This window comes from Streptomyces sp. NPDC101110 (assembly GCF_044759525.1).
In the GTDB taxonomy this organism is placed as follows: Bacteria; Actinomycetota; Actinomycetes; order Streptomycetales; family Streptomycetaceae; genus Streptomyces.
In genome coordinates, this window is record NZ_JBIVZM010000013.1 from 86,687 (window position 1) to 112,873 (window position 26,187).

23 protein-coding genes and 1 riboswitch are annotated in these 26,187 nt (G+C 71.9%); of the genes, 9 read left to right on the forward strand and 14 right to left on the reverse strand.

Annotated elements, in window-relative coordinates; genetic code table 11:
• Nucleotides 1-27: 27 nt before the first annotated feature.
• The 5 genes from ACIQU3_RS27585 to ACIQU3_RS27605 form a co-directional block, all read right to left on the reverse strand.
• Nucleotides 28-864: an ECF transporter S component gene (locus tag ACIQU3_RS27585; RefSeq protein WP_403928207.1), complete on the reverse strand. Its 837-nt coding sequence runs from the start codon at nt 862-864 to the stop codon at nt 28-30.
• Nucleotides 864-2,519, reverse strand: a complete 1,656-nt coding sequence (locus tag ACIQU3_RS27590; protein ID WP_403731815.1) for an ABC transporter ATP-binding protein — start codon at nt 2,517-2,519, stop codon at nt 864-866. The genes ACIQU3_RS27585 and ACIQU3_RS27590 overlap by 1 nt, the downstream gene beginning before the upstream one ends.
• Nucleotides 2,516-3,571, reverse strand: a complete 1,056-nt coding sequence (locus tag ACIQU3_RS27595; protein ID WP_403928332.1) for an energy-coupling factor transporter transmembrane component T — start codon at nt 3,569-3,571, stop codon at nt 2,516-2,518. Before ACIQU3_RS27595 ends, ACIQU3_RS27590 begins: the two co-directional genes overlap by 4 nt.
• A gap of 238 nt (nt 3,572-3,809) precedes the next feature.
• Nucleotides 3,810-4,451: an SCO2322 family protein gene (locus tag ACIQU3_RS27600; RefSeq protein ID WP_403928209.1), complete on the reverse strand. Its 642-nt coding sequence runs from the start codon at nt 4,449-4,451 to the stop codon at nt 3,810-3,812.
• Nucleotides 4,448-5,668 carry a prenyltransferase/squalene oxidase repeat-containing protein gene (locus tag ACIQU3_RS27605; protein ID WP_403928211.1) on the reverse strand — a complete coding sequence of 407 codons (1,221 nt, stop codon included), beginning with the start codon at nt 5,666-5,668 and terminating at the stop codon, nt 4,448-4,450. The genes ACIQU3_RS27600 and ACIQU3_RS27605 overlap by 4 nt, the downstream gene beginning before the upstream one ends.
• A 131-nt stretch (nt 5,669-5,799) precedes the next feature.
• A riboswitch (cobalamin riboswitch) is annotated at nt 5,800-5,870 on the reverse strand.
• Between the two features lie 305 nt (nt 5,871-6,175).
• Here ACIQU3_RS27605 and ACIQU3_RS27610 point away from each other — a divergent pair.
• Entirely contained in the window at nt 6,176-6,991 is an 816-nt protein-coding gene (locus ACIQU3_RS27610; protein WP_403731825.1) for an SAM-dependent methyltransferase, read from the forward strand.
• Between the two features lie 153 nt (nt 6,992-7,144).
• Here the strand turns inward: ACIQU3_RS27610 and ACIQU3_RS27615 are convergent, their stop codons facing one another.
• From ACIQU3_RS27615 to ACIQU3_RS27625, 3 genes are all read right to left on the reverse strand, one after another.
• Entirely contained in the window at nt 7,145-8,050 is a 906-nt protein-coding gene (locus ACIQU3_RS27615; RefSeq protein WP_403928213.1) for a helix-turn-helix domain-containing protein, read from the reverse strand.
• Between the two features lie 174 nt (nt 8,051-8,224).
• Entirely contained in the window at nt 8,225-8,989 is a 765-nt protein-coding gene (locus ACIQU3_RS27620) for a hypothetical protein (RefSeq protein ID WP_403731831.1), read from the reverse strand.
• Between the two features lie 175 nt (nt 8,990-9,164).
• A complete protein-coding gene (locus ACIQU3_RS27625; protein WP_403928215.1) occupies nt 9,165-10,190 on the reverse strand; it encodes an MBL fold metallo-hydrolase in 1,026 nt (341 codons plus the stop codon).
• Between the two features lie 158 nt (nt 10,191-10,348).
• Here ACIQU3_RS27625 and ACIQU3_RS27630 point away from each other — a divergent pair, with 158 nt between their 5' ends.
• Together ACIQU3_RS27630 and ACIQU3_RS27635 are read left to right on the forward strand one after the other, a co-directional pair.
• Complete coding sequence (locus tag ACIQU3_RS27630; protein WP_403928218.1) at nt 10,349-11,800, forward strand: aldehyde dehydrogenase; 1,452 nt, start codon at nt 10,349-10,351, stop codon at nt 11,798-11,800.
• 2 nt (nt 11,801-11,802) lie between these two features.
• On the forward strand, nt 11,803-12,036 hold the full coding sequence (locus ACIQU3_RS27635; RefSeq protein ID WP_403731841.1) for a ferredoxin: 234 nt from the start codon (nt 11,803-11,805) through the stop codon (nt 12,034-12,036).
• A gap of 326 nt (nt 12,037-12,362) precedes the next feature.
• On the opposite strand, the gene ACIQU3_RS27640 is transcribed toward ACIQU3_RS27635, so the two are convergent.
• From ACIQU3_RS27640 to ACIQU3_RS27650, 3 genes are all read right to left on the reverse strand, one after another.
• Nucleotides 12,363-14,276: an ATP-binding protein gene (locus tag ACIQU3_RS27640; RefSeq protein WP_403731844.1), complete on the reverse strand. Its 1,914-nt coding sequence runs from the start codon at nt 14,274-14,276 to the stop codon at nt 12,363-12,365.
• 236 nt (nt 14,277-14,512) lie between these two features.
• The gene (locus tag ACIQU3_RS27645; RefSeq protein WP_403731849.1) at nt 14,513-15,682 is read right to left on the reverse strand and encodes a pentapeptide repeat-containing protein; all 1,170 of its coding nucleotides are present in this window, start codon (nt 15,680-15,682) and stop codon (nt 14,513-14,515) included.
• A gap of 237 nt (nt 15,683-15,919) precedes the next feature.
• The gene (locus ACIQU3_RS27650; protein ID WP_403731852.1) at nt 15,920-16,582 is read right to left on the reverse strand and encodes a TetR family transcriptional regulator; all 663 of its coding nucleotides are present in this window, start codon (nt 16,580-16,582) and stop codon (nt 15,920-15,922) included.
• 211 nt (nt 16,583-16,793) lie between these two features.
• Here ACIQU3_RS27650 and ACIQU3_RS27655 point away from each other — a divergent pair, with 211 nt between their 5' ends.
• Genes ACIQU3_RS27655 through ACIQU3_RS27665 form a run of 3 tightly spaced genes read left to right on the forward strand, consistent with a single transcriptional unit; the run spans nt 16,794 to nt 20,103 of the window.
• Nucleotides 16,794-18,293, forward strand: coding sequence for a glycosyltransferase family 4 protein (locus tag ACIQU3_RS27655; RefSeq protein WP_403928220.1), 1,500 nt, complete (start codon nt 16,794-16,796; stop codon nt 18,291-18,293).
• Entirely contained in the window at nt 18,287-19,036 is a 750-nt protein-coding gene (locus ACIQU3_RS27660) for a class I SAM-dependent methyltransferase (protein ID WP_403731858.1), read from the forward strand. The genes ACIQU3_RS27655 and ACIQU3_RS27660 overlap by 7 nt, the downstream gene beginning before the upstream one ends.
• Entirely contained in the window at nt 19,033-20,103 is a 1,071-nt protein-coding gene (locus ACIQU3_RS27665; RefSeq protein WP_403731862.1) for a prenyltransferase, read from the forward strand. The genes ACIQU3_RS27660 and ACIQU3_RS27665 overlap by 4 nt, the downstream gene beginning before the upstream one ends.
• A 96-nt stretch (nt 20,104-20,199) precedes the next feature.
• On the opposite strand, the gene ACIQU3_RS27670 is transcribed toward ACIQU3_RS27665, so the two are convergent.
• A complete protein-coding gene (locus tag ACIQU3_RS27670; protein WP_403731865.1) occupies nt 20,200-20,493 on the reverse strand; it encodes a hypothetical protein in 294 nt (97 codons plus the stop codon).
• Nucleotides 20,494-20,684: 191 nt separating this feature from the next.
• Between ACIQU3_RS27670 and ACIQU3_RS27675 the strand changes: the two genes are divergently transcribed.
• Genes ACIQU3_RS27675 through ACIQU3_RS27685 form a run of 3 tightly spaced genes read left to right on the forward strand, consistent with a single transcriptional unit; the run spans nt 20,685 to nt 24,224 of the window.
• Nucleotides 20,685-21,926 (forward strand): hypothetical protein, encoded by a 1,242-nt coding sequence (locus ACIQU3_RS27675; RefSeq protein WP_403928221.1) that lies wholly within the window; start codon nt 20,685-20,687, stop codon nt 21,924-21,926.
• On the forward strand, nt 21,923-23,488 hold the full coding sequence (locus ACIQU3_RS27680; RefSeq protein WP_403928223.1) for a substrate-binding domain-containing protein: 1,566 nt from the start codon (nt 21,923-21,925) through the stop codon (nt 23,486-23,488). The genes ACIQU3_RS27675 and ACIQU3_RS27680 overlap by 4 nt, the downstream gene beginning before the upstream one ends.
• Entirely contained in the window at nt 23,475-24,224 is a 750-nt protein-coding gene (locus tag ACIQU3_RS27685) for a hypothetical protein (protein WP_403731876.1), read from the forward strand. The genes ACIQU3_RS27680 and ACIQU3_RS27685 overlap by 14 nt, the downstream gene beginning before the upstream one ends.
• A gap of 11 nt (nt 24,225-24,235) precedes the next feature.
• Here the strand turns inward: ACIQU3_RS27685 and ACIQU3_RS27690 are convergent, their stop codons facing one another.
• Nucleotides 24,236-25,249 carry an LLM class F420-dependent oxidoreductase gene (locus tag ACIQU3_RS27690; RefSeq protein WP_403928226.1) on the reverse strand — a complete coding sequence of 338 codons (1,014 nt, stop codon included), beginning with the start codon at nt 25,247-25,249 and terminating at the stop codon, nt 24,236-24,238.
• 100 nt (nt 25,250-25,349) lie between these two features.
• Entirely contained in the window at nt 25,350-26,174 is an 825-nt protein-coding gene (locus ACIQU3_RS27695) for a DUF5336 domain-containing protein (protein ID WP_403731882.1), read from the reverse strand.
• Nucleotides 26,175-26,187: the final 13 nt, after the last annotated feature.

Genomic DNA, 26,187 nt, shown 5'->3' on the forward strand with positions numbered 1-26,187 from the left:
TACGTGACGCGGGTCATGTGGGGGGCCTCACTGCCGGGACGCCTCGAACGTGACCGGCGTCTCGAAGGCCGCCCGGCGCGTGGCCCTGCGCAACGCCCTGAGGACCGCGGGCCCCACGGTGAGGCTCAGCACGACCGTGACGACGGCCCGGCCCAGGTCCCAGCCGAGCGAGGTGGCGACGCAGTACGCGACGAAACGGGCCAGGTTCACGGCGACCTGCGCGTGCGGGTCGAAGGCCACGTTCGAGGCGAGAGCACCCATGAAAGGCCAGCCCGCCATGTTCATCACCGTGCCGTAGGCGAACGCGGCGAGGAAGCCGTAGCCGGCGAGCATCACGAGTTCGGCCCGGCCACGCAGCCGGTCCGCGCCCGGCAGCAGGCCGGCCCCCATCGCGAACCAGCCCATCGCCAGCATCTGGAACGGCAGCCACGGCCCGACCCCGCCCGTGAGCAACGCCGACGCGAACATCGTCACCGAGCCGAGGACGAACCCGAAGCCCGGGCCGAGCACCCGGCCGCTCAGCAGCATCAGGAAGAACATCGGCTCGATACCGGCGGTACCGGCACCGATCGGCCGCAGGGCCGCTCCCGTGGCGGCCAGCACACCGAGCATCGCGACCGCCTTCGGGCCGAGACCGGCCTCCGCCACGGCCGCACCCGCCACCGCCACGAGCAGCACCAGCAGGCCCGCGAAGAGCCAGGGCGCGTCCTGCGCGTGCGCGCTGAGCCGCGAGGTCGGCGGGGTGAGGAAGGGCCAGGTGAAACCGGCCACGCCCACCGCGCTGACCAGGGCCAGGGCGATGACGGAGCGCGGGCCGAGGCGGACGGCCCGGGCCTGCCGCACACGGGCCGTGGGGGCGCCCATCAGCCGGCCTCGGGGTGCAGGGCCGCGCGGACCTCGGTGACCGTGAGCCAGTGCTGCGGCGCCAGGATCTTCGTGACCTGCGGGGCGAACGACGGCGAGGACACCACGACGTCGGCCGTCGGGCCGTCGGCGATCACCTCGCCCTCGGCCAGCAGCACCACCCGGTGCGCGAGCTCGGCCGCGAGCTCCACGTCGTGCGTGGCCAGGACGATGGCGTGCCCGTCGTCGGCCAGTGCGCGCAGCACCGCCACCAGCCGCGCCTTAGCCGCGTAGTCCAGGCCCCGGGTCGGCTCGTCCAGCAGGAGCAGCGGGGGCCGGGCGGTCAGCACCACGGCCAGGGCGAGCGCGAGCCGCTGCCCCTCCGAGAGGTCGCGCGGGTGCGTGCCGTCGATGACGTCGGGCAACAGCTCCGAGACGAGGGCCCGGCAGGTGCCGGGGGTCGCGCCGGCGTCCCGGTCGGCCGCCGCGCACTCGGCGGCGACGGTGTCGGCGTAGAGCAGGTCGCGGGGCTCCTGCGGGACCAGGCCGACCTTGCGGACGAGGTCCTTCGGGGCGGTGCGGTGGGGTGTCGCTCCGCCGAGTCGGACCGCTCCGGACGTGGGTTTGACCAGGCCGACCAGGGCATTGAGCAGGGTGGACTTTCCGGCGCCGTTGCGGCCCATGAGGGCGATGGTCTCACCGGGGGTGATGCTGAGGTCGATGTGGCTGAGGGCCTGAATGCGGCCGCGGGTTACCGAGAGGCTCCGTACTTCGCCTATGGGGGTGGGTTGCGCGGATCGCTCGCGGATGCGGGTCGTCCGTGGCTTGTCGCGCGGTTCCCCGCGCCCCTCAAGAGGGGCGCTCTTCAGCTGCTGCTTCAGATGTCCTGCCCTGCGGCGGGCGTCGCGGACCGTCAGGGGGAGGGGGGTCCAGCCCGCCAGGCGGCCCAGGGCCACCACCGGCGGGTACACCGGGGACACGGCCATCACCTCGGCCGGGGGGCCCAGGACCGGGCGGGCGCCGGGGGACGGGAGCAGGACGACCCGGTCGGCGTACTGGATGACGCGTTCCAGCCGGTGCTCGGCCATGAGGACGGTCGTGCCGAGGTCGTGGACGAGCCGCTGGAGGACGGCCAGCACCTCCTCGGCGGCCGCCGGGTCGAGCGCGGAGGTCGGCTCGTCCAGGACGAGGACGTCCGGGTGCGGAGTGAGGACCGAGCCGATCGCGACGCGCTGCTGCTGGCCACCGGAGAGGGTGGCGATCGGGCGGTCCCGCAGGCCGGCGAGGCCGAGCAGGTCGAGCGTCTCCTCGACGCGGCGGCGCATCACGTCCGGGGCGAGGCCCAGCGACTCCATGCCGTAGGCGAGTTCGTCCTCGACGGTGTCGGTGACGAAGTGCGACAGCGGGTCCTGACCCACCGTGCCCACCACGTCGGCCAGTTCGCGCGGCTTGTGGAGCCGGGTGTCGCGGCCCGCGACCGTGACCCGGCCGCGCAGGGTACCGCCGGTGAAGTGCGGGACGAGCCCGCCGACCGCGCCCAGGACGGTGGACTTGCCCACGCCGGACGGGCCCGCCAGCAGCACGAGTTCGCCTTCCGGCACCTCGAAGTCGATCCCCTGGACGGTGGGTGCGTCGGCCCCGTCGTAGGTCACGGAGACATCCTCGAAGCGGATCACGACGGCTCCTTGGGGTCGGGGGCGACGAACGCGGGCAGCAGGCCGAGGAGTACGGCCGCGGCCGGCCAGAGGGGGAGGGCGGGCGCGACCAGGGGGACCACGCCCGGGTGCAGGGCCGCGGGGTCGTGTGCCGCGGAGAGGGCGAGCAGGGCCGCGACCGCGACGCCGGAGACGGCGACCAGCCAGGCGCGCACGTCCCAGCGGTCCGGGCGGTAACGGGTGCGCAGGGACCGGCGGCCGCCGAGCTTGAGACCCGCGAGGGCGGCGGTGAGACCCGCGAGGAGCACGGGCAGGCCGTACGCGCCACCCTCGGCCGTGAGCAGGCCGTACGTTCCCGCGCAGACGCCCAGCAGGCCGCCGAGGGTGAGGGCGGCGGTGGTACGGCGTACGGCGGCCGGGACCCGGGCGGTACGGCCGTAGCCGCGGGCGTCCATCGCGGCGGCGAGGGAGACGGAGCGCTCCAGCGCGCCCTCCAGGACCGGCAGTCCCACCTGCAGCAGGCCCCTGACGCCCCGGTCCGGACGGCCGCGCAGCCGGCGGGCGGCGCGCAGACGCCGGACGTCGGCGATGAGGTTCGGGGCGAAGGTGAGGGCGACGACGACCGCGACGCCCAGCTCGTACAGGGCGCCCGGGAGGGACTTCAGGAGGCGGGAGGGGTTGGCGAGGGCGTTGGCGGCGCCGACGCAGATGAGCAGGGCGGCCAGCCTCAGACCGTCGTACAGGGCGAAGGCGAGGGCCTCCGCGGTCACCTCGCCGCCGAGGCGGATGCCCTGGGCCCAGGCGGGGAGGGGGAGCTCGGGGAGGGTGAGGAGGGTGTGGGTGCCGGGGATGGGCGAGCCTAGGACGGTCGCGAAGAGGAGGCGGATGAGGATCACGGCGAGGGCGAGTTTGACGAAGGCGCCGTAGGAGCGGGACCAGGGGGTGTCGGGGCGGCGGGTGGCCACGACGTAGGCGGAGACCACGATGAGGAGTCCGAGGAGGAGGGGGTTGGTGGTGCGGGTGGCCGCGGTCCCGAGACCGAGCGCCCACAGCCACCAGGCGCCGGGGTGCAGTTGGCCCGGGCGCCGGGAGCGGGGCCGGGGTGGATCGGCGGCCCGCCTGCCCGCCGTCCGGGGAACACGGCTGCCCGCGCCGTCGTGATCCTCGGCGGCACGATCCGCAGGCGCGGCGGGGCGGTCACCCGCGCTGTCGTACTCCTCGGCGGCCCGTTTGTCCGCAGGCCGGGCGGGACGGTCACCCGCGCCGTCGTACTCCTCGGCGGCCCGATTGTCCGCAGGCCGAGTGGGACGGTCACCCACGCCGTCGTACCTGCCAGATCGCCGCGCCGCCCAGGACCGCCACCACGGCGATGCCCGCGACCAGGCCCAGGGACGGGCCGTCGTCCGACGAGGTCTTCTCCTCCGCCGTGGGCTTCCCCTGCTCCGGGGTCTGCTTCCGCGTCACCTGTTCGCCGCAGCCCTGCTCCGGATAGCCGGAGATCGCGCACAGCAGGGCGTTCGTGTCGTAGCGCAGGGGCTTGGCCACCGCTGCCAGGGCGTCGGCCGTCGTCGCGTCGGGGGAGACCCGGGCGCAGGCCGTCCGCGCGGTCGGCGGGGTCTCGCCGCCGGGGGCGTCCGAGGATGTGCCGAAGTCGAGGACCAGGGCCACCCGCTTGCTGCCGTCCCGCGCGGGCGTCTTCGCGCAGATCGCCGCGAAGCCGGCCTTGCCACGCGGCTGTGCCGCGTCCGCGGAGTCCTCGCTCACGGCGAAGCGGAACCCCTGGACGTCGCCGTCCGAGGGGCGGGCCAGGGACGGGCCCTGCGTGGCGTAGACCCACCGCCCGGCGTCGCGCTCCCAGAACGACCAGTACCGGTAACCGGTGGCCTGGGCCTGGCCCGCACCCGCGCACACCAGGAGCGGGACCAGGAGCAGGAGAAGGGCGCGGCGGATCACAGGTGCTGCTGCTTCTTGCGGCCGGTGAACAGGAAGCCGATGCCGATCCCGGCGACGAGGCAGACACCGACGTACCACCAGACCCCGAAGAAGTCCGAGCCGGAGTCCTCCTTCGCGGCCGAGGCCTTGGTCTTCCCGGCGGCCTGCGGAGCCGGGCCCGTCTCGTTCAGCTGCTTGACGAGGTCCGCGCCGCCGAAGTCACGCGGGTTCGTGCCCGTCGCGTGGGCGGCGAGGATCAGCTGGGCGTAGGCGGCAGGACCGCTCTGCGCGGCCCAGGACGCGGAGTTCTTCGCCAGCCACCGCACGGACTTCTCCGCCGGTGCCATCTCACCCCGCGCGGCGAGCGCGACGACGGCGTCGGCGGTGTTGCCGTAGTCGGGCTGGGGCTCGGCACCGGCCAGGGCGGACATCAGGTGCCCGTCGTCCTTGGCCAGTGCGGCGGTGAGGTAGACGGCTCCGTTGGCCGCGGCCTGCTCCGGGGTCCCGGCCTTCGCGCAGGCGGCACCGGACGGCCCGGTGGGCTTCTCGCCGGGCTCGACGACCATGCCCTTGCCCAGGGCGCCCAGCACGCCGGCGGCCGTGGCGTCCGCGTTGGCGGCCAGTTCGCCCTTCTTGTCCGGCTGGAAGGCGAAGGCGCCGTCGCCGTCCCCGCCGCAGGGCAGGGCGAGCTTCAGCAGGGCGTCGTAGGGGGACTTGCCGTCCTTCTCGACCCGGCCCGGCTTCTCGCCCGTGGCGGCGAGAGCGCCCGTCACGACCGACGTCGAGTTGGTGTCGCTGGCCCCGCCGGGGGAGTAACCCCAGCCGCCGTCCTCGTTCTGCACGGACTTCAGCCAGCCGACGGCCTTGCCGGTGACGTCGTCGTGCCCGCCGAGTGCGGCCAGGGCCTGTACGGCGGCGGAGGTGGCGTTGGTGTCCCGCAGGGTCTTCGCGTCGCACGCGGCCGTGGGGTCGGGGCGGTACGAGGCGAAGGAACCGTCCGCGCACTGCTGACGCTCCAGCCAGCGGACGGCCTTCGCCGCGGGCTTCACACCCACCGTGTCCTGCGCGAGCAGCGCGAGCGACTGCCGCCACACCCCGTCGTACTTCGGGTCGGTCGAGCCGTACAGGGCGGAGGGGAACGCCCGGGACGACGACGGGGACGGGTCGGCGACGGCCGGGGTGGCGGCGCCGATCACGGCGACGGCGGCCAGGACCGCGGCGCTGCGGCGAACGTTCATGATCGGCGGGTGCCTCTCCCTGTGGGGGAGCCGGACAGCACGGGACACCCCGGCGGCTCGGCTCCGTGTACCTCGACGGTGCCGTGCACCGGCACTCCGCCGGGCACGCGAGCCGGTCACGACCCGTACGAGGCGATCCGGCTCACCGCCCTGGTGGGCGGTTCACGGTTGCGGGCCAGCGCCGGAATTGCACCGGCTTCCCCCCGTACGATGTGATGACGACCCGCTTACTGTACCCGCACGTAGCAATCGGGCCGAGGGGGTCCCGGGTGGGCGGACGGAGCCGCCCCGTGCCGCCCACTCCACCGCGAAAACCCACGGCCGGGGCGCCGTGCCGACGTCCATGAGATCGGCGAGGCGGGGGTGCCGCGCCGTGAGTGCGGCGCCGAGGCCGGCGCTGTGGTGCGCAATGACGGGGAACTCGCGGGCTCCGCAATGGAGTTGATCCTCTCCAGGGCCCCGAGCGGATAACGTGGGGCTTCCTCGACCACACACGCAGGAGCGTCCATGACCGACCACGTGGAGAACTCCGAGCAGGAGCCGTTCCCCAAGATCGACACCTCGGTGCCGCACTCGGCCCGGATCTGGAACTACTGGCTGGGCGGCAAGGACAACTACGAAGTCGACCGACTGGCCGGTGACGCCTTCCGCGAGGTCTTCCCCGGCATCGAGACCGGAGCCCGCGCCGCCCGCTACTTCCTCGCCCGCGCCGTCCGCCACCTGGCCGCCGAAGAGGGCATCCGCCAGTTCCTGGACATCGGCACCGGCCTGCCCAACGTGGACAACACCCACCAGATCGCCCAGCGGGTGGCGCCCGAGAGCCGGATCGTCTACGTCGACAACGACCCGCTGGTGCTGGCCCACGCCCGCGCCCTGCTCACCAGCACGGCGGAGGGCGTCACCAACTACGTGGACGCCGACCTGCGCGATCCGGACACCATCGTCCGGGAGGCCGGGAAGACACTCGACTTCGACCAGCCCGTCGCCCTCATGCTGATGGGCATCCTGGGCCACATCGAGGACCACGACGAGGCCCGCTCGATCGTGCGCCGGCTGGTGGCAGCGCTTCCACCGGGCAGCTACCTCGTGCAGTACGACTCCACCGACACCAGCGAGGACTACGTCCGGGCCATCCAGACGTACAACGACGGCGGTTCGATTCCCTACATCCTGCGCAGCCCCGAGCAGATCGCGCGCTACTTCGACGGTCTCGAACTGCTCGAACCGGGTGTGGCGTCCTGCTCGCGCTGGCGTCCCGACGCGGCGGCCCTGGGCCTCCCGGCCGAGGTGCACCAGTACGGCGGCGTCGCCCGCAAGGCCTGAGCCCGCGGGACCTGCGTCCGCAAGGCCTGAGCCCGTGGGACGCGCGCTCGCGAGGCCTGAGCCCGTGGGACGCGCGCTCGCGAGGCCTGAGCCCGCGGGACCTGCGTCCGCGAGGCCTGAAGCCCGCAGGTCTGAGCTCTCACGTCTGAGCCCTCACGTCTCCTGAAGGATGCGGTGCAGGATGGTCGGAGTCTCGTCGGGGGACTCGGCTTCGACCACCAGCCGGTTCATGGCGTCCCAGTAGCGCTCGATCTCGGCCGGCCGGTCGGGATAGAGGGCGCCGGTGAGCTGCTCCAGGTAGACCACGTCGGGCAGCTGCCCGCCGGGCAGCCGCAGAATGGTCACCGGCCCGCTCTCCCCGGCGTGGGCGCCGGCGGCGAACGGCAGGATCTGCACCGTGACGTGCGGCAGCGCGCAACTCTCGATGAGATGCCTGAGCTGGTCCCGCATCACGCGACTGCCGCCCACAGGGCGCCGCAGCGCCGTCTCGTCGATCACGGCCCACAGCCGGGTCGCCGGCCGCCGGTGCAGAATCCGCGGGCGGGCCATCCGCAGCGCCACCCGGCGGTCGGTCTCCGCCGCCCCGGCTTCGGGGTGCGCGAGCCGTACGGCGGCCCGCGCGTAGTCGGCGGTCTGCAGCAGGCCGGGCACGCGCTGGACCCGATACGAGCGGATCAGGCTCGCCGCCTGTTCGGCCCCGAGGTAGGTCTGCATCCAGGCGGGCACGACATCGCTGTAGGACCGCCACCACGCGGGGGTGTTGGCCTGCTCGGCCAGCGCCAGCAAGGTGGCCCGCTCCGCCTCGTCGGTAACGCCGTAGAGCGTCAGCAGATCGGCCACGTCGCGCAGTTTGAAGCCGTGGCGGCCCGCCTCCATGCGGCTGATCTTGGAGGGGGAGGCGCGGATGACGTACCCCGCCTCCTCCCGGCCGATGCCCCGCTCCTGGCGCAGCCCGCGCAGGCGGGCCCCCAGGGCCAGCCGCGGCACCATGGGCCCGGCCGGTCTCTCGTCCAGGACTCCGTCGAAGGGCGAGGTGCCGGCGGCCTCTTCGGTGCCCATGGGCATGTCTCCTTGCGGTGGAACGCAACTCCGCACGCGCTGAAGCGTCGCGGCACGACCATCCTAGGGGCGATGCCCAGGCACCATCCGACGTATGCCGAAGGCGCTTTCACGCCCGGGTGGGGGCGCGCGAGGACGGGTGGCGCGCCGACGGAGGGCCGCGGTGGCCGGTAGTCAGCCGCCGGCGGCCAGCTTGTGGCTGTAGTAACTCTCCGCCGCGTCAGCGAATTTCGAGACGAAGAAAGCGTTGATCCCCGCTCCGGCGAGGGCGCCCAGGACCGGAACGAAGCCGGTCACAGCTTTCGATCCCAGGACCGCGGAGAATTTCACCGCAGCCTTCTGTGCGATCTTGTTGATGAACGGCTTGCTGAGTTTCGCGGCGGCCTTGGCACCCTTCTTCCCGACGATCTTCCCTCCGACCACGGACACGCCGCTGCCCGCGCCCAGGGCGAGCGCCTTGGCCATCACGGCGGTTCCGTACGTCGGATAGGCCACGTTGAACGCGATGAAGCCCGCCGATGCCGCGGCCCCCGCCGAGGTCACGCTCAACGCGTCCGGCTCCAGGGCGTCGGCCCAGAGCGCGAGGATGACCGCGAGATCGTCCTCGCCGTCCACCGTCGCGCCCATCTTGAAGCCGATTCCCCAGGCGCAGACGGACATCTTGTGCAGCAGGAACGCCACATCGCCGACCATGGCCACGGCGTGCGCCCCCGGCACCGCCATCGCGGCCGCACCCGCCGCGGCCACCTGCCCGGTCTGCGAATTCCGCCAGCTCCGCACCGATGAGTATCCTGCGGCTCCCCGCTGCGCCATCGACGTGTCCCAGCCGAGCCGATTGAACGCGGAGACGAATATCTCCGCGGACATGCTTTCCCCCACGGCAGGTCCCCCATTTCGCTTTCCGGTGATTGCGTGATGAGGAACGCCGGCAGTCCCCATGCCGTCCCTTCGGCGCCCTCACCACCCCGCCGGGCACGCTATCCGGACGGTTGGCCGGTGGTCAGGGGCGTGCGATGGGCGCGTTTTGGTGCTTCAGGGGCGTGCGGCGCCGTGCGCACACCTGCCCTGTCACGACGTGCGCGTCGCCCCGCCCTACGTACGTCGGACCCGTACGTCAGACCGCCACGTACGTCACCGGCTCGCTCCCCGGGACCGCCTCCGCGCGCCCCAGCTTCACCAGGCGCCGCAGATGCGCCTCGGCCTCGGAGACGGCGATGGTGCGGGAGCCGTACGGGATCCGGTCCCAGGGACGGTTCCACTCCATGCGCTCGGCGAGCTGCCAGGGGGTGAGGGGGACGGCGAGCAGGGCCAGCAGGTCGTTCAGGCGGGACTCGTGGTGGGTGAGCAGCACGCCGACGCGGGCGGCGGTGTCGAAGAACGGGTGCTGGTGGGCCGGGAGCACCTCGGCCGGGGCCAGACGGCCGACGCGTTCGAGGGAGTCCAGGTAGTCGCCGAGGGGGTCGGTCACCGTGGCGTCGTCCGGGTCCTCGTAGAGGCCGATGTGCGGGGTGATCCCGGGCAGCAGGTGGTCGCCGCTGAACAGGCGGCCGTGCCCGGGTAGTTGCGCCGGGTGCGTCTCCTCCAGGTGCAGGCAGACGTGGCCCGGTGTGTGTCCCGGGGTCCAGATCGCGCGCAGCCGGCGGCCGGGCAGTTTGAGGAGGTCGCCGGGGACGATGTCGCGGTCGGGCAGGGCCGGGGAGAAGCCGGGCAGGGCGCGGTCCCGGGGCCGGCGCAGCGGCGCGATGTGCTCCTCGGGCGCACCGGCCGCGGCGAGCTTGTCGGCCATGTACGCGTACCAGTGCTCGGGACGGGCCTCGCGGGTCCTCCGTACGACCGCGGTGTCCGCCGCGTGCATCGCGATCCAGGCGCCCGACGCCTCCCGGACCCGGCCGGACAGACCGTGGTGGTCGGGGTGGTGGTGGGTGATGACCACACCGTGGATCTCGGCGACCGGGGTGCCGCAGGCCGTGAGGCCCTGCGTGAGGGTGTCCCAGGACTCCGGGTCGTCCCAGCCGGTGTCGATCAGCACCGGGCCCCGGTCGGTGTCGACGACGTACACCAGGGTGTAACCGAGCGGGTTGTCCGGGATCGGGACCCGGAGCGACCGGACGCCTCCGCCGTGGTCGGTCACCTGTGTCATGGGCTCCCCTGTCGCCGGCTCCTCGTCACTATAACTAGAACGGGTTCCAGCGAGGAGTCTCCCGTGGTGCGCGGTCCGTGGACTCCTCGGGACGGGGCTGGTATCAGTGGGCGTATCTGATGAACCGTCAGAGAAGGCTCCCGGGGAGGCAGTCGGCCATGACCGAGCTCGTGGAACACGGACAGCTGTTCATCGGCGGGGAGTTGACCGACCCCCTGGGCCAGGACGTCATCGAGGTGGTCTCACCGCACACCGAGGAAGTCATCGGGCGGGTTCCGCACGCCTCGCCGGCGGATGTGGACCGGGCGGTGGCGGCGGCGCGGCGGGCGTTCGACGAGGGGCCCTGGCCGCGCTTGAGCCTCGACGAGCGCATCGAGGTCGTCGGCCGGATCAAGGACGCCGTCACCGCCCGGCACGACGAGATCGCCCGCGTGATCTCCGCCCAGAACGGCTCGCCGTACTCCTGGAGCGTCCTCGCCCAGGCCCTCGGCGCGGTCATGGTCTGGGACTCGGCGATCACCGTCGCCCGGAACTTCACCCACGAGGAGCCGCGCGACGGCGTCCTGGGCAGGATCCTCGTACGGCGCGAGCCCGTCGGGGTGGTGGCCGCCGTGGTCCCCTGGAACGTCCCGCAGTTCGTCGCCGCCGCCAAACTCGCCCCGGCCCTGCTCGCCGGCTGCACGGTCGTCCTCAAACCCTCGCCCGAGTCGCCGCTCGACGCGTACCTGCTCGGCGAGATCGCCCGCGAGGCCGGGCTGCCGGAGGGCGTGCTGTCGATCCTGCCCGCCGACCGGGAGGTCAGCGAGTACCTGGTCGGGCACCCCGGGATCGACAAGGTCTCCTTCACCGGGTCGGTCGCGGCCGGCAAGCGTGTGATGGAGGTGGCCGCCCGCAACCTCACCCGCGTGACGCTCGAACTCGGCGGCAAGTCCGCGGCCGTCGTGCTGCCCGACGCGGACCTCGAGACGGCCGTGGCGGGCATCGCCCCCGCGGCCTGGATGAACAACGGACAGGCCTGCGTCGCCCAGACCCGCATCCTCCTGCCGCGCTCGCGCTACGACGAGTTCGCCGACGCTCTCGCCGCCGCGGCGGGCGCACTGACCGTCGGCGACCCGCTCGACCCGGCCACCCAGGTGGGCCCGCTGGTGGCCCGGCGCCAGCAGCAGCGCAACCTCGACTACATCCGCATCGGGCAGGAGGAGGGCGCCAAGATCCTCACCGGCGGCGGACGCCCGGCCGGCCTGGACCGGGGCTGGTACGTCGAGCCGACCCTCTTCGGTGACGTCGACAACTCCATGCGCATCGCCCGCGAGGAGATCTTCGGCCCGGTGATCTGCCTGCTGCCCTACGACGACGAGTCCGACGCCGTGAAGATCGCGAACGACTCCGACTACGGCCTGAGCGGCAGCGTCTGGACGGCGGACGTCGAGCACGGCGTCGACATCGCCCGCCGGGTCCGCACGGGCACCTACTCCGTCAACACCTTCAGCCTGGACATGCTGGGGCCCTTCGGCGGCTACAAGAACTCGGGGCTGGGGCGGGAGTTCGGGCCCGAGGGCTACGGCGAGTACCTGGAGCACAAGATGATCCACCTCCCGGCGCAGGCGTAGCGATGGGCGACCGCTGGCACGTCGAGGTCGACCGCTCCCTGTGCATCGGCTCCGCGCAGTGCCTCCATCACGCGCCGGACGGCTTCCGCCTGGACGCCGCCCGTCAGTCCCGTCCGGCGGCCCCGGACATGGACGCCAGCGAGCGAGTGCTGGAGGCGGCGGAGTGCTGCCCGGCGGAGGCGATCGTGATCACGCTGAGGGACAGTGGGGAGGCGGTGTTCCCGCCGGAGGAGTAGGGCCCGTACGGAGCCGGGGAGTGCCGGGAGCTGACCGGAAAATCATGGTTGAGGGGGTTTTATTCCACTCTGGGCGTTCTATTCTGGAAGTCGGCCTACGAGGCGAGTGAGGGAGTCCGACCGGAGTAGCCGACGTCGGCGGGAAGTGAAGTCAGGCTTCCGCTGGTGCCGACTGCGACGGTAGGGCTGAGAGGCCGGAAGGGCGCAGGGCCGCAAGGCCGGGCGACCGGAAGGCGACCCCCATCACCTGATCCGGACCATGCCGGCGAAGGGAACCCGTCTCGTAGGTCCCTCGCGTGTCCGGGGGTCTTTCTCGTGGCCCGACCTCACTGGAGGCGATCCAGAAGGTCGCGTACCTCCCCCGCCAAGGGGCTTTCCAGCAGGTCCAGGAGACGCAGCGCCTCGCCCAGATGGGTGCGGGCCTCGGTCCGGCGCGACTCGATCCGCAGTCGGCCCAGTTCTACGAGGGAGTGGGCGAGGCCGGGTCGGTCATCCGCGAGGCGCCGAAGCGTGACGGCCTGCTCGTACCACTCAGCCGCGGCTTCCTCGTCCTGCAGTCGCGTGCAGGCCTCACCCAACTGGTGGAGCACCGCTGCCTCGGTCAGCGTGTCCTTCGCTGCACGGGACATGTCCAGTGCACCCAGGAGGTGCTCACGCGCCCTGCCGGGATCGTTCAGGAGCATGCTGATGGTGCCGAGTTCGTTCAGGCTGATCGCCTGGCTGCGCTGGTTCTGCTCGGCATGGTGGTGCTCCAGGGCGCGCTTCTGCTGCACGTAGGCTTCTTCGTAGCGGCCGGCGATCCGCAGCGTCCAGGCGAGGTTGTAGGTGGCGATGCTCTCCCACTTCCGGTCGTCGGTCCTGCGGCTGAGGGCGAGTGCGGCACTGAAGTTCTCGGCCGCCTGGGCGTGCTGTCCGACCTCACCCAGCGCCCCGCCCATGCAGATATGGGCCCAGATCTCCGCCCACGTGTTCCGGTTCAGGCGGGCGGCTTGAAGTGCCGTCGCCGACAGGTCGTGGCGGTAGGTGTGGTGATGGCGGACCACGAAGTAGTAGATGAGGGCTATCGGGATCTTCCACGCCATGTCGTGCATACCCCGCTTCATGGCCTGGTCGACTGCGGCGACGATGTTGAGGATCTCCGTGTCACACCAGGCGAGGGCTGCGGCAGAGTCGGTGAAGCCGGGCTCCGGCGGCGATGTCTCTTCGTCCTCGTCTTCGTCCAAGGGCACGTGCTGGCGTTGCGGAGCCAGCACCCGGTCGACGCGATCACAGAGTCGGAGGTAGTGCAGAAGCTCGCGCCGCACCGCCGCGTCGCGTTCGGCCGTCGGCTCCTCGGCGAGGACCCGTTCCTCGGCATAGTCGCGGACCAGGTCATGGAATCGGAACCTTCTGTTCGACATCTCCTCCAGCAGGTTGTCCGACTTCAGGGCCCGGAGCATGCGCAGTGCCGCGGTCGGCGTTTCGTTGATCAGTGCGGAGGCTGAGCCGGATGAGAAGTCGGGGCCCGCATGCAGGCTGAGCAGCCGGAAAGCACGTGCCTTCGCAGGGGTGAGACTGTTGTACGACCACGAGAGCACCATGCGCATTCCCATCTCCTCGTCCGGGCTGGTCAGGGTTGTCAGCCGGTTTCCTGCGTCGGACAGGTCCCTGATCAGATCGGCGATGTCACCGGGTGCGTGAGCCTGCTGCGCGGCGATCCGCACGGTCAGGGGCAGGGTGCCGCACCGGCTGATCAAGGCCCTGATCTGTTGGGTCTCGGCTTGTCCGGACACACGGGAGAACAGTTCGACGGCGTCGCGTCGGGGAAGTGGCCGCAAGGGCACACGGTCGGCTCCCTGGGTCACCTCCAAGGCAGCCAGATCGCTCCGACTGGTGACGACCACACTGCATCCAGGGGTCCCCGGCAGAAGCGGCAGCACCTGGTCGGCGTGGCGTGCGTTGTCGGCGATGATGAGCAGACGCTTGCCGTGCACCATGGAACGGAACTGTGCGGACATGGCGTCGAGGTGGCCCTGAAGATTTTCCATAGGAGCGTCCAGGGCCAGCAGGAAGGCGTGCAGGGCCTCTTCGGGCCGTCGCGGTGGCAGTGCGTGGTAGCCGCGCAGGTCGGTGTAGAGCTGCCCGTCAGGGAAGCAAGCGATCGCCTGGTGGGCCCACCACACCGCCAGCGCGCTCTTCCCCACACCGGCCTGTCCCGACACCACGATCAGGCCGCTGTCCTCGCGGGCCGCCGCGTTCAATCGCGCGATCTCCGTCGTGCGGTCGGTGAAGTGAGTGGTTGTTCGGGGCAGCTGGTGAGGAGGAGACGCGGGGCCTCCCTTTGAAGGTCCGTTGTGTGCCCCCACGTCGCGGGTCCCCCCGTGTGCCGTCCGTGCGAAGCGTGACCCGCCTGTCAGAGTGATAATGCGTCGGCCTGCCGGAGGTGAAACACCCGATGCCGAGTTCCGGCCCTCTTATGTGGCCGCGCCACGATCGGTCACCAGCCCGGGGGCACAGTGAGTCCCGGCGGTGGCACATTGGGGCCGCTTGTCGGTAGCAATCCCGTCGGCGCCGTGCCCCGGGCGTTCGTGAAGTCGGCCCGACCGCCAGAGAAAGTCCTGTGATCGAAGTGGACTGTGGCACCGATGAAGGCGGCACCCTCGAAACCGACCAGCCCGGCGGAGAACAGAGTGTCCGTGAACATGACCCTGCCGCCGGAGAAGGTGACATCGTCGAACCTGACCATGCCTCCTGAGAACTGAGCTCCGTTGAAGCCGATGCGGCTGCCGGAGAATTCCGCGGCCTCGAAGCCGACCGTTCCCTGCGAGAAGATCGCGCCGTCGAAGCTGACCCTTCCGGCGGAGAACGTCGCGCTACTGAAGTCGGCTGCTGCACCGCAAAAGGCGGCGCCGCTGAAGTCGACCGTGCCTCCGGAGAACCCCGAGCCACTGAAAGCAACGGCGCAGCCGGAGAACACCGACCCGCTGAAGTCCACCGTACCGCTGGAGAACGCGCTCCTGGAGAAATCAGCCGCGCCGCCGGAGAAACTCGAGTCCGTGAAGGCGAGCGTGCCGCCGCAGACCCTCGCTCCACTGAAGTCGACGGTGCCTCCGGAAAAGCACACGCCCGCGAAGGAGACGGCGTTCCCCGGGAAGACGGCTCCGGTGAACCTGACGATTCCCCCGGAGAAGACTGAGCGGGAGAAGTCACCGCCGTCGAAGATGACGTCGGTGAAGTCGAGGTCATGGTCTCGCCACGAATGCTGATGCTCGACAGGCAGCCGCAGGTGGTCCCGGACGAGCCGGATGACCGTATGTCTGACTTCCCGAAGGGCGAGGTAGGTCTGTCGGGCCGCCGCCTCGCCTACCGCAAGATCGGCCTCCGCGGTGTACGGAAGCCGCAGGTAGGCGCACAGGACATCGATGCAGGTCTGGCGAAGTGCGCGGGTGGGGGCGTCATCGGCGAGTCCGGCCAGGGCGTGCACCCCTCCGAGGCGGACGGCAGCGGAATCGTCGCCGAGCTGCGAGACGGCCGTGGTGAAGCGCTCGGTGTGCAGCCGGGTGCTTTCCCGAAGGGCGCCGTCCTCGTCGACCCGCTGGCGCCGGTAGGCGACCACCAGGGCCACCAGGGCACCGGCTCCGGCGACGACGCCGAAGGACAGCTTCACGAGATCGAACAGGGTCTTGGAGTCGACGCGGCGTTCCGGCTTGAGTCCGCGTGCGTCGAGCAGGTCCCATCCGGTGAAGAAGACCGTGGCGGCGACCAGTAGGGCCGTGGCGAAGGCCGCGGTCAGGGCCAGGCCGACGGGCCACAGACGGAGGCCGCGCCGTTCGGCCCGGCGCCGGGGCGGACGAGGGTTCACCCTTGTCAAGACCGTCCACGCGCGCTCCCGGTTGCACTCGTTCTAGTCGGCCGTCCTGCGCGCCGTCAGATCGATCAGACGGCACACCGTCTCGATGTCGATCTTCACCTGCGCGATCGAGGCCCGGCCCGACAGCCAGGTGATCAGTGCCGAGTGCCAGGTGTGCTCGATGACCCGGACCGCCGAGAGCTGCTCGGGCGTCGGGTTCTCCTGGCCCATCGCGTCCAGGATGATCGCCGTCGTCTGGCGGGAGACCTGGTCGACCTCCGGGCTCACGCTGCGGTCGGCGAACGTCAGGGCGCGGACCATCGCGTCCGCCAGGTGCGGTTCGCGCTGCAACGCCCGGAAGGCCCGCATCAGCGTCTCGGCGACCCGCTCGGCCGCCGTCTCGCCCTGCGGTGGCTTCTTCCGCAGCGTGCCGTGCATGTGCTCCAACTGGTCCTGCATGGTGGCGACCAGCAGATGGATCTTGGAAGGGAAGTAGCGGTACAGCGTGCCGAGCGCCACCTGGGAGGACTCCGCGACCTCGCGCATCTGCACGGCGTCGAAACCGCCCCGGCTGGCCAACTGCGCACTCGCGTGCAGGATGCGGCGGCGGCGGGCCTCCTGGCGCTCCGTGAGGGGCGGGGAGGCGGGGGCTGCCGCTCTGGCTTCCACCTTGGCCGGCTTGTTCACCTTGGCGCTCACCTTGGCTTCCGCGGGCATGTGTCGGACCCGTTCCGTGACCGTCCGTGAGGACGAGTGATCACACAGCATGGCACGGTGCCGGCCGTGGCGTGAATCACCTGATCCACTGCTCACAGCGCCCTTACCTGCCGGTAGATTCAGAGCCTCCGAACGATCAAGTCTGAAACTTGTTCTAGATTAGCGTCCCGGCGTAATCTCGCGGGACCGTGCAGGGAGAAGGGGGCCCAGAGTGACCGCAGAGGCCAGGGAGGCCGGGGCTCCTCAGGCCCCCGCCGCCGACGGCTTGCGACCGCTCCGCATCGCGCTCCTCACCTATAAAGGGAACCCGTTCTGCGGCGGGCAGGGCGTCTACGTCCGGCACCTCTCGCGTGAACTGGCCCGCCTGGGCCACCGGGTCGAGGTCATCGGAGCCCAGCCCTACCCCGTCCTCGACGAGGGCCACGACGGACTGAGCCTCACCGAGCTGCCCAGCCTCGACCTGTACCGCCAGCCGGATCCTTTCCGCACGCCGGGACGCGGCGAGTACCGCGACTGGATCGACGCGCTGGAAGTGGCGACGATGTGGACCGGCGGCTTCCCGGAACCTCTGACCTTCTCGCTGCGCGCCCGCCGCCACCTGCGGTCCCGCCGAGGCGAGTTCGACGTCGTGCACGACAACCAGACCCTCGGCTACGGCCTGCTGGGCGATGTCGGCGCGCCCCTGGTGACCACCATCCACCACCCCATCACCGTCGACCGGCAACTGGAGCTGGACGCCGCGGACGGCTGGAAGCGGCGCGCCTCGGTGCGGCGCTGGTACGCCTTCACGCGCATGCAGAAGCGTGTCGCGCGCCGGCTGCCCTCCGTGGTCACCGTGTCGGGCACCTCCCAGCAGGAGATCATCGACCACCTGGGGGTCCGGCGGGACCGCATCCACGTGGTCCACATCGGCGCCGACACCGACCTGTTCTCGCCGGATCCCTCGGTGCCCGTCGTGCCGGGCCGGATCGTGACGACGTCCAGCGCGGACGTGCCGCTGAAGGGCCTGGTGCACCTCGTCGAGGCGCTCGCCAAGGTACGCACCGAACAGCCCGGCGCCCATCTCGTCGTCGTCGGCAAGCGGCCCACCGAGGGGCCGGTCGCCCAGGCGATGGAACGGTACGGCCTCGAAGACGCCGTGGAGTTCGTCAAGGGCATCTCCGACGCGGAACTCGTCGACCTCGTGCGTTCGGCGCAGGTCGCCTGCGTGCCGTCGCTCTACGAGGGTTTCTCACTGCCGGCCGCGGAGGCCATGGCGACCGGGACACCGCTGCTCGCCACGACCGGTGGCGCGATCCCCGAGGTCGCCGGACGGGACGGCGAGACGTGCCTGGCGGTGCCGCCGGGGGACTCCGAAGCCCTGGCCGCGGGCCTGGGCCGGCTGCTGTCCGACCCGGACCTGCGCGCCCGCCTCGGCGCGGCCGGGCGCGATCGGGTGCTGCGGCACTTCACCTGGGCCAGGGCCGCGGAAGGCACGGTGGCCCGGTACCGCGAGGCGATCGCCCGGTCCGAGGGCGGCATCGGCCGTTCCCCGGCCGCCCCGGCGACCCGGCCGCACGTGGTGCCGGGCGCCGGTTCCGCCGCCGGCCCGGCTCCGGGCACGGAGGCCACGGCGGCGTCCGCTGCCCCGGCCGTGACCTCGGCGGGCACCGTGCCCGTCGTTCCCGCAGATGTAGAAGGCGCCAACTCCGAAAGCAGGGCCACGTGCTGACCGTCGACTTCTCCCGGTTCCCGCTCGCCCCGGGAGACCGGGTCCTGGACCTCGGCTGTGGTGCCGGGCGGCACGCGTTCGAGTGTTACCGGCGCGGCGCGCAGGTCGTGGCGCTGGACCAGAACGCCGAGGAGATCCGCGAGGTCGCGAAGTGGTTCGCGGCGATGAAGGAGGCCGGCGAGGCCCCCGAGGGCGCCACCGCCACGGCGATGGAGGGCGACGCCCTCGCGCTGCCCTTCCCCGACGAGTCCTTCGACGTCGTGATCATCTCCGAGGTCATGGAGCACATCCCGGACGACAAGGGCGTCCTCGCGGAGATGGTGCGGGTCCTCAAGCCCGGCGGCCGCATCGCCGTCACTGTGCCGCGCTACGGCCCCGAGAAGGTCTGCTGGAGCCTGTCCGACGCCTACCACGAGGTCGAGGGCGGCCACATCCGCATCTACAAGGCGGACGAACTCCTGCAGAAGATCCGCGAGGCCGGGCTGAAGCCCTACGGCACCCATCACGCCCATGCCCTGCACTCGCCCTACTGGTGGCTCAAGTGCGCGTTCGGCGTCGACAACGACAAGGCGCTGCCGGTGCGGGCGTACCACAAGCTGCTCGTCTGGGACATCATGAAGAAGCCGCTGGCCACCCGGGTCGCCGAGCAGGCGCTGAACCCGCTGATCGGCAAGAGTTTCGTGGCGTACGCGACCAAGCCGCACCTGCCGCGGCTCGCCGGCAACGGGGCGGACGCCACGTGACCACTCCCCGGACGGAACACCTGGTCCTGCCCGGGGTCCTCACCGCTGGGCAGGCCGCCGCCACCGTCGCCGGCATCCTCGCCGTGCAGCGCGAGGACGGGGCGATCCCGTGGTTCCGGGGTCACCACCTCGACCCCTGGGACCACGTCGAGGCGGCCATGGCCCTCGACACGGCCGGCGAGCACGAGGCCGCCGAGCGGGCCTACCTGTGGCTGGCCCGGCACCAGAACGAGGACGGATCCTGGTACGCCGCCTACACCGACGGCGAGTTCGACGCGGTCGCCGACCGCGGCCGGGAGACCAACTTCGTCGCCTACATAGCCGTCGGCGTCTGGCACCACTACCTCTCGACCGGCGACGACGCGTTCCTGGAGCGGATGTGGCCGGCGGTGTACGCGGCGGTGGAGTTCGTGCTCCACCTGCAGCAGCCCGGCGGGCAGATCGGCTGGCGGCGCGACGACGACGGCACGCACACCACGGACGCCCTGCTGACGGGCAGCTCCTCCATCCACCACGCACTGCGCTGCGCGCTGGCCATCGCCGAGCAGCGGGAAGAGGCCCAACCGGACTGGGAGCTGGCGGCGGGCGCGCTGCGGCACGCCATCCGCCGGCACCCCGAGCGGTTCCTCGACAAGAACCGGTACTCGATGGACTGGTACTACCCGGTGCTCGGCGGTGCGCTGACCGCTGAGGAGGCCAAGGCCCGGATCGAGGAGGGCTGGGACCGGTTCGTCGTCCCGGGACTCGGCGTGCGGTGCGTGGTGCCCAACCCGTGGGTGACGGGGGGTGAGTCCGCCGAACTCGCGCTCGCACTGTGGGCGATGGGGGAGTCGGACCGGGCGCTGGAGATCCTGCAGTCGATCCAGCACCTGCGGGATCCGCAGAGCGGGCTGTACTGGACGGGCTACGTCTTCGACGACGAGGCCATCTGGCCGCGGGAGTTGACGACGTGGACCGCGGGGTCGCTGCTGCTGGCCGTGGCCGCGCTGGGTGGGCACGAGGCGACGTGCCAGGTCTTCGGCGGTGCGGAGCTGCCGGTCGGGCTCGAGTCGGACTGTTGCGCCTAGGAACTCGGGGGGCTCGCCAGGTTCAGCGGGTGCGGGGTGTGTGTGGTTGCTCGCGCAGTTCCCTGCGCCCCTGAGGGCGAGCCCCTGACGGCGTTCTCAGTGCCGGTGGGCGCGAGCGGCTATCGCGTGCCCTATGAACAGGTACACCACCGCTGCCAGGCCGTAGCCGCAGACCACTCGGGCCCATGCCTCGTCGAACGTGAACAGGTCGTGCGACCAGCCGGCGAGCCAGCGGGCCGCGTCATGGATGAACTGGACGAACGAATTGCCCGGGTTGGCGTCCAGCAGGTACATCAGGATCCACAGGCCCAGGATGAGGGCCATGATGTCGGCCACGACCGCGATGATCGTGCCGGCTTGATTCGCACCGCTGCGATATCGAGGGGACATGGTCTCCGGATTGCCCTTGAACTCTGAATGAAACCTGGCCCGGTGAGCCCCGCCCGCCGGGCCTGCCTGTGCCCTTCCCCGCGTGGCCAACCCACGTTCCCCAAAGGGCTGTTCGGGGTACACCGGCATCACCGACGATCCTGGCCCGGCCACTCGGGGAGAGCGCCGGCGCCACCGGGGGGAGAGTGCAGGTGCCCGCGAACAGACCCGCCACCGCAGAGCCGCGGTTGACCGTCACCAGACCCCCGCGCCGACGTCTGCGCAGAGCGCTGGCGTCGGCGCTGCCCGTCCCGGTCATCGGGCTGGTCCTGCTCGTATCCTCCGGGTACCTGCTGCTGCCACTGCGGCAGGTGGTCACCATAGAGGCCAAGATGGCCTCGAAGAGGGACTTCTTCCAGGACCCCGTGGTCGAGCGGCTGCTGATGAAGCACGGCTTCCGGGTGCACATCACCAACATGGGCTCGCGTGAGATCGCCAAGCAGGACTACGCGGGGTACGACGTCGTCTTCCCCTCCGGCCAGCCCGCCGCCGACCTGATCAGCCGGGAGCGGGCCCGCGCCAACCGTCCGGTGCTGCTCTACCGCCCCTTCGTCAGCCCCATCGTGCTGGCCACCTACCACGACTACGCCGAGGTGCTCGCGGCCGAGGGGGTCGCCGAGCGCCGGCCGGGCCCGGACGGCAGGCCGATGTACTACACCCTCGACATGCGGAAGTTCCTCGACCTGTCCCGCGGCAAGCGCAAGGGCGTCCAGCGCGACCCCGGGGACGGCTACCGCTGGGACGAGATCGACCGCGACGACCGCGTCCGCAACGGCAACAAGATCCTCGCCCAGACCTCGGACATCTGCGAGGCCAACTCGGCCGGCACCTACCTCGGACTCGTGGCCTTCGTCGAGCACGGGAACGACGCGCCGGACAGCGAGGCCGAGGCGGAGCGGCTCGCCCGCAGGATCAAGCCGCTCCTCGTCGAGCAGGGCCTGCCGTCGTCCGAACGGGCCGAGACGTATCTGTCCCCGGACGGACAGAGCATCGCCCCGGTGACGGTGATCTACGAGCACCAGTTCCTCGCCCACCAGATCGCCAAGGAGGCCGAGACGGGTGCCACCGACGACGAGCGCGTCCTGCTCTACCCGTCCACGCGCTTCGTCACCGAACCCCAGCTCGTCGCCCTGACCGGCGAGGGCGCCCGGCTCGGCGAACTGGTCAGCGAGGACCCCGAACTCCAGCACCGGGCCATGGAGCTGGGCTTCCGCGCCCGCAGCGCCACCGGTGGCGCCACCGGTGACGAACTCGCCCGGTTCCTCACCGAACGGCACATCCCGGTGCCCACCACCTCTTCCGACGACACCCGGGCGGTGCTGCCCAGCCTGCCTCTGCTGGAGAAGATGATCGAGATCGTGGGCGACTGCCCGGACCGGACGGACGGCCGGTGAGGCGCGTCCGGGGCCTGCCGGCGCTCTGCCTGGCGCTCGTCGCCACCCTCCTCACCGCCTGCTCCGGCGACACCGGTGACGACACGGTCCGGCTGCGCGTACTCGCCGGGCCCGACCTCGCCCCACTGGCCCCACTGCTGGGCGAGTTGAAGGACGAAACCGGTGTCGACCTGCGCCTGGACCTGCGGGCCGACGCCGAAACCGAGCCCCCCGACGCCGACCGGTACGACCTCCCCTGGCTGTCGTCCGACCGCTACCTGCGGCTCACCGGCAAGAACGTCACCCGGGGGCTGCAACGCACGCCCACCATGACGTCCCCCGTCGTCGTCGGAATGAAGCCGGACGTGGCGCGGCGGCTTCGCGCCCAGGTGCCCGGCGACCGGCTCAGCTGGGCCGACATCGCCGACGCCGCCGCCACCGGCACCGTCCGCTTCGGCATGGCCGACCCCCGGCACGCCGGCAGCGGACTGGCCGCCCTCGTCGGCGTCGCCACCGCCGCCGCCGGCACCGGAGCCGCGCTGCGCCCCGAGGACGTCTCCTGCGACCGGCTGCGCGGCTTCCGCTCCGGCCAGACCCTCACCGCCGACACCGGGCCCGCCCTCGTCGACTCCTACGTCGACCACCAGGACGAGGCGAACGCCCTCATCACGTACGAGTCCGACCTGCTCGCCCTGAACGCCGGCGGCCGTCTCGGCGAGCACCTGGAGATCGTCCGCCCCGAGGACGGCACGGTCCTGTCGGACTTCCCTCTGCTCCTGCTGAACCCGGCCCACCGCGCCGCGTACGACAAGGTCACGCAGTGGCTGCGGCGCGACCCGGTGCAGCGGCAGATCATGCGGCAGGCGCTGCGCCGCCCCGTCAACCCGACGGTCACCCGGGACGCACGGCTGCGCGAGCCGGTCGGAAACGCCCTCTTCTACCCCGACCAGCCCGTCGTCGTGAAGACCCTGCTGGTGGACTACGGCGACCCCGCTCGCCGCAGGGCGAGCCAGGTGGTCTTCCTGCTCGACTTCTCCGGCTCGATGCGCGGCGCCCGGATGACCGCCCTGCGCGAGGCCTTCGCCGGACTCAGCGGCGCGGACCCCTCCGCCTCCGGCAAGTTCACCCGCTTCCACCGCGGCGAGCGGCTCACCGTCGTCCGGTTCGGCGGCAAGGTGCTCGGGGAGGAGACCGTCACCGTCACCGGCCCGAAGGACCTGACGGCCCTCGCCTCCGGCGTCGCCCGGGGCGGCTACGGCGACGCCACCGCCGTGTGGTCCGCCCTCGACCACGGCTACCGCACCGCCGCCCGCGAACTGGCCGCCGACCCCGACCGCTCGGTCTCGCTGGTCCTGATGACCGACGGCGAGAACAACACCGGCCTGTCCTATGCCCAGTTCCTGCGCCGTCACCGGGCACTGCCCGCCGCCGTGCGCGCCGCCGTCCACACCTACCCCGTCCACTTCGGCGAGGCCGACGCGGGCGAGCTGCGGCGCGCGGCGGCGCGCACGGGCGGCCGGATGGTGGAGGCCGGCCGCTCGTCCCTTTCCGAGGCCTTCAAGGAGATCCGTGGCTGTCACTGACGCACTGTGGTGGAGCCTGTGGTGGCCGTGGATGACGGTCTGGCTGGTGACGGCCGCCGGCGCGGTGGCGCTCGCGGTGGTCCTGGTGCGCCACACCCGGGAGCGGCGCAGGCACCTGCGGCGCTGGCAGTCGGCGTACAGCATCTGCCTGTACCTGGACGAGCAGGCGGTGATGGACCTCTACGAGCTGGGCAACTACCGGTCCGCGCTGGAGGAGGCCGTCGAGCTGCGGACGAAGGTCGACACGAGTGTCGGCTTCTGGAGCCGGCTGCTGACGTGGCTGTTCCGGTTCAGGCTGAAGCGGGACGTCAGCCAGGAGACGTTCCGCAAGTTCGTGCGCAAGGACAAGCCGATCAACGTGATCGGCGTGGTCATGGAGGCCTTCGACCGGGCCGACGCCATCGTCCACGCCGACCTGACCACGCTGACGGTCGTGCCGAACCGGAACCTCGCCGACAGCCTGGCGGACGGCCGCGCGGTGACACTGAGCCGCATCGGCGCGTTCGTCTCGGTCAAGGGGGTGTTCACGCGCCTGCCGGACGTGGCGGAGGGCTTCGTCCTGCGGGCCGAGTACGGCGCCGAGCAGCCCCCCGTCTCCATGCGCGTGGTGGCTCCCGGCGACGCGCGCCGCTCCATCCCGGCCGGCTCCTTCACGGCCCGCTGTCTCGGCAAGATGACCGGCTGGCGCGAGGACACCCGCGAGGTGACGCTGGAGGCGATCGCGATCTTCTGGTGACGCGCCGCCGCTCACCCGGAGACGAGGTCGGCGAGGACGCGCAGGGAGTGCGGGTCGGGGGAGAGGGCCAGGAGGTCGGTCACCGGCCCCTTCCGCCACGACTCCAGCCGCTCCGCGATGCGTTCACGCGGCCCGACCAGGGAGATCTCGTCGGCGAAGGCGTCGGGAACGGCGAGCACGGCCTCGTCCCGGCGGCCGTCGAGGAACAGTTGCTGGATCCGGCGGGGCTCCTCCTCGTAGCCCATGCGCGCCATCAGGTCGGCGTGGAAGTTGCGGGCCGCGTGGCCCATGCCGCCGATGTAGAAGCCGAGCATCGTCTTGACGGGCAGCAGCCCCTCGGCGACGTCGTCGCAGACCCGGACCTGTGCCATCGGCGCCACCATGAACCCCTCGGGCAGCTCCGCGAGTGCCGGGCCGTAGACGTCCGGCCGGTTCGGCGACCAGTACAGCGGCAGCCAGCCGTCGGCGATCCGGGTCGTCTGGGCGACGTTCTTCGGGCCCTCCGCGCCCAGCAGGACGGGCAGATCGGCGCGCAGCGGGTGGGTGATCGGCTTGAGGGGCTTGCCGAGGCCCGTGGCGTCCGGGCCGCGGTAGGGGTGGGAGTGGAAGCGGCCGGCCAGTTCGACCGGGGCCTCGCGGCGCAGCACCTGCCGCAGGACGTCGACGTACTCGCGGGTGGCCGTCAGCGGCGAGGCGGGGAACGGGCGGCCGTACCAGCCCTCGACGACCTGCGGACCGGAGAGGCCGAGGCCCAGCAGCACCCGGCCGCCGGAGAGATGGTCCAGGGTGAGGGCGTGCATCGCGGTCGTGGCCGGTGACCGGGCCGCCATCTGCGCCACCGCCGTACCCAGCCGGATGCGGGAGGTGTGCGCCGCGATCCAGGTGAGCGGGGTGAACGCGTCCGAGCCCCAGGACTCCGCCGTCCAGACCGAGTCGTAGCCGAGCCGCTCGGCCTCCTGCGCGAGGGGCACGTGGCCGGGGGAGGGGCCGCGACCCCAGTAGCCGAGCGCGAGACCGAGCCGCATGCCTGCCTCCTGACGGTATGTCAGCTGACGGGGGGCGACGACTGTACGGCAACGGCCCCCCACCCGGAAGGGCGAGGGGCCGTGCGAGAGGGGTGCGGGCTCAGCCGCGCTGGATGCCCGACGTGTCCTGGAGGACACCGCGGCGGCCGTCCTGCGTCTGGGCGACCAGGGCCGCTCCGCGCTGCTCGACGGCCAGGTACCAGGTACCCGGGGCGAGTTCGGCGATCGGCGTGGGCGAGCCGTCCTCCGCGAACAGCGGCCGCGGCACCGGCACCGCGAACCAGAACGGGGAGAAGTCCCCGGCCGGCGGCTGCGGGGCCTGCGCCTGCTGCGGCTGCGGCTGACCGCCGTACGGCTGCCCCGGCTGCGGCTGGCCGTAGCCACCGGGCTGCTGCGCGCCCGGGTAGCCGTACCCACCGGGGGGCTGGGCGCCGTAGGGCTGCGGGGCGGCCGGACGGGGCGCCGGGAGGAGGGCGCCCTTGAGGGCGGGGACGAGGGGGGTGGCGATGGCGGCGGCGGCCATCAGCAGGGTGGCGACGAGGGCGAGGATCATGCCGATGCCGGGGCTCGGGAGGAAGTCGCTGTTGGTCCCCTCGATGTTGTCGTAGCCGCCGGTCACGTCGAAGATGTTGCCGAGCGCGCTCCACGCGGCGAACACCGTGAACGCGACGCCGAACGGGACGAGTTCCAGCCCCGCGATCTTCGGGGCCTGCGGCAGGCCCCGGCCGACGACGACGAGCGCGGCGCCGATGATCCCGGCCAGCACGACGCTGAACACGACCGGGCCGCTGCCCCACAGCATGGGGAGGTCGACGCTGTCGGGGACATTGTCGAACGAGTAGAGGTCGAGGAACGACGCGATCAACAGCAATACCGCTGCTCCGATCACCACGCCGTCGCCCCGAGTGAGGGAGCGGATATTCACTTCAGGTCCTTCG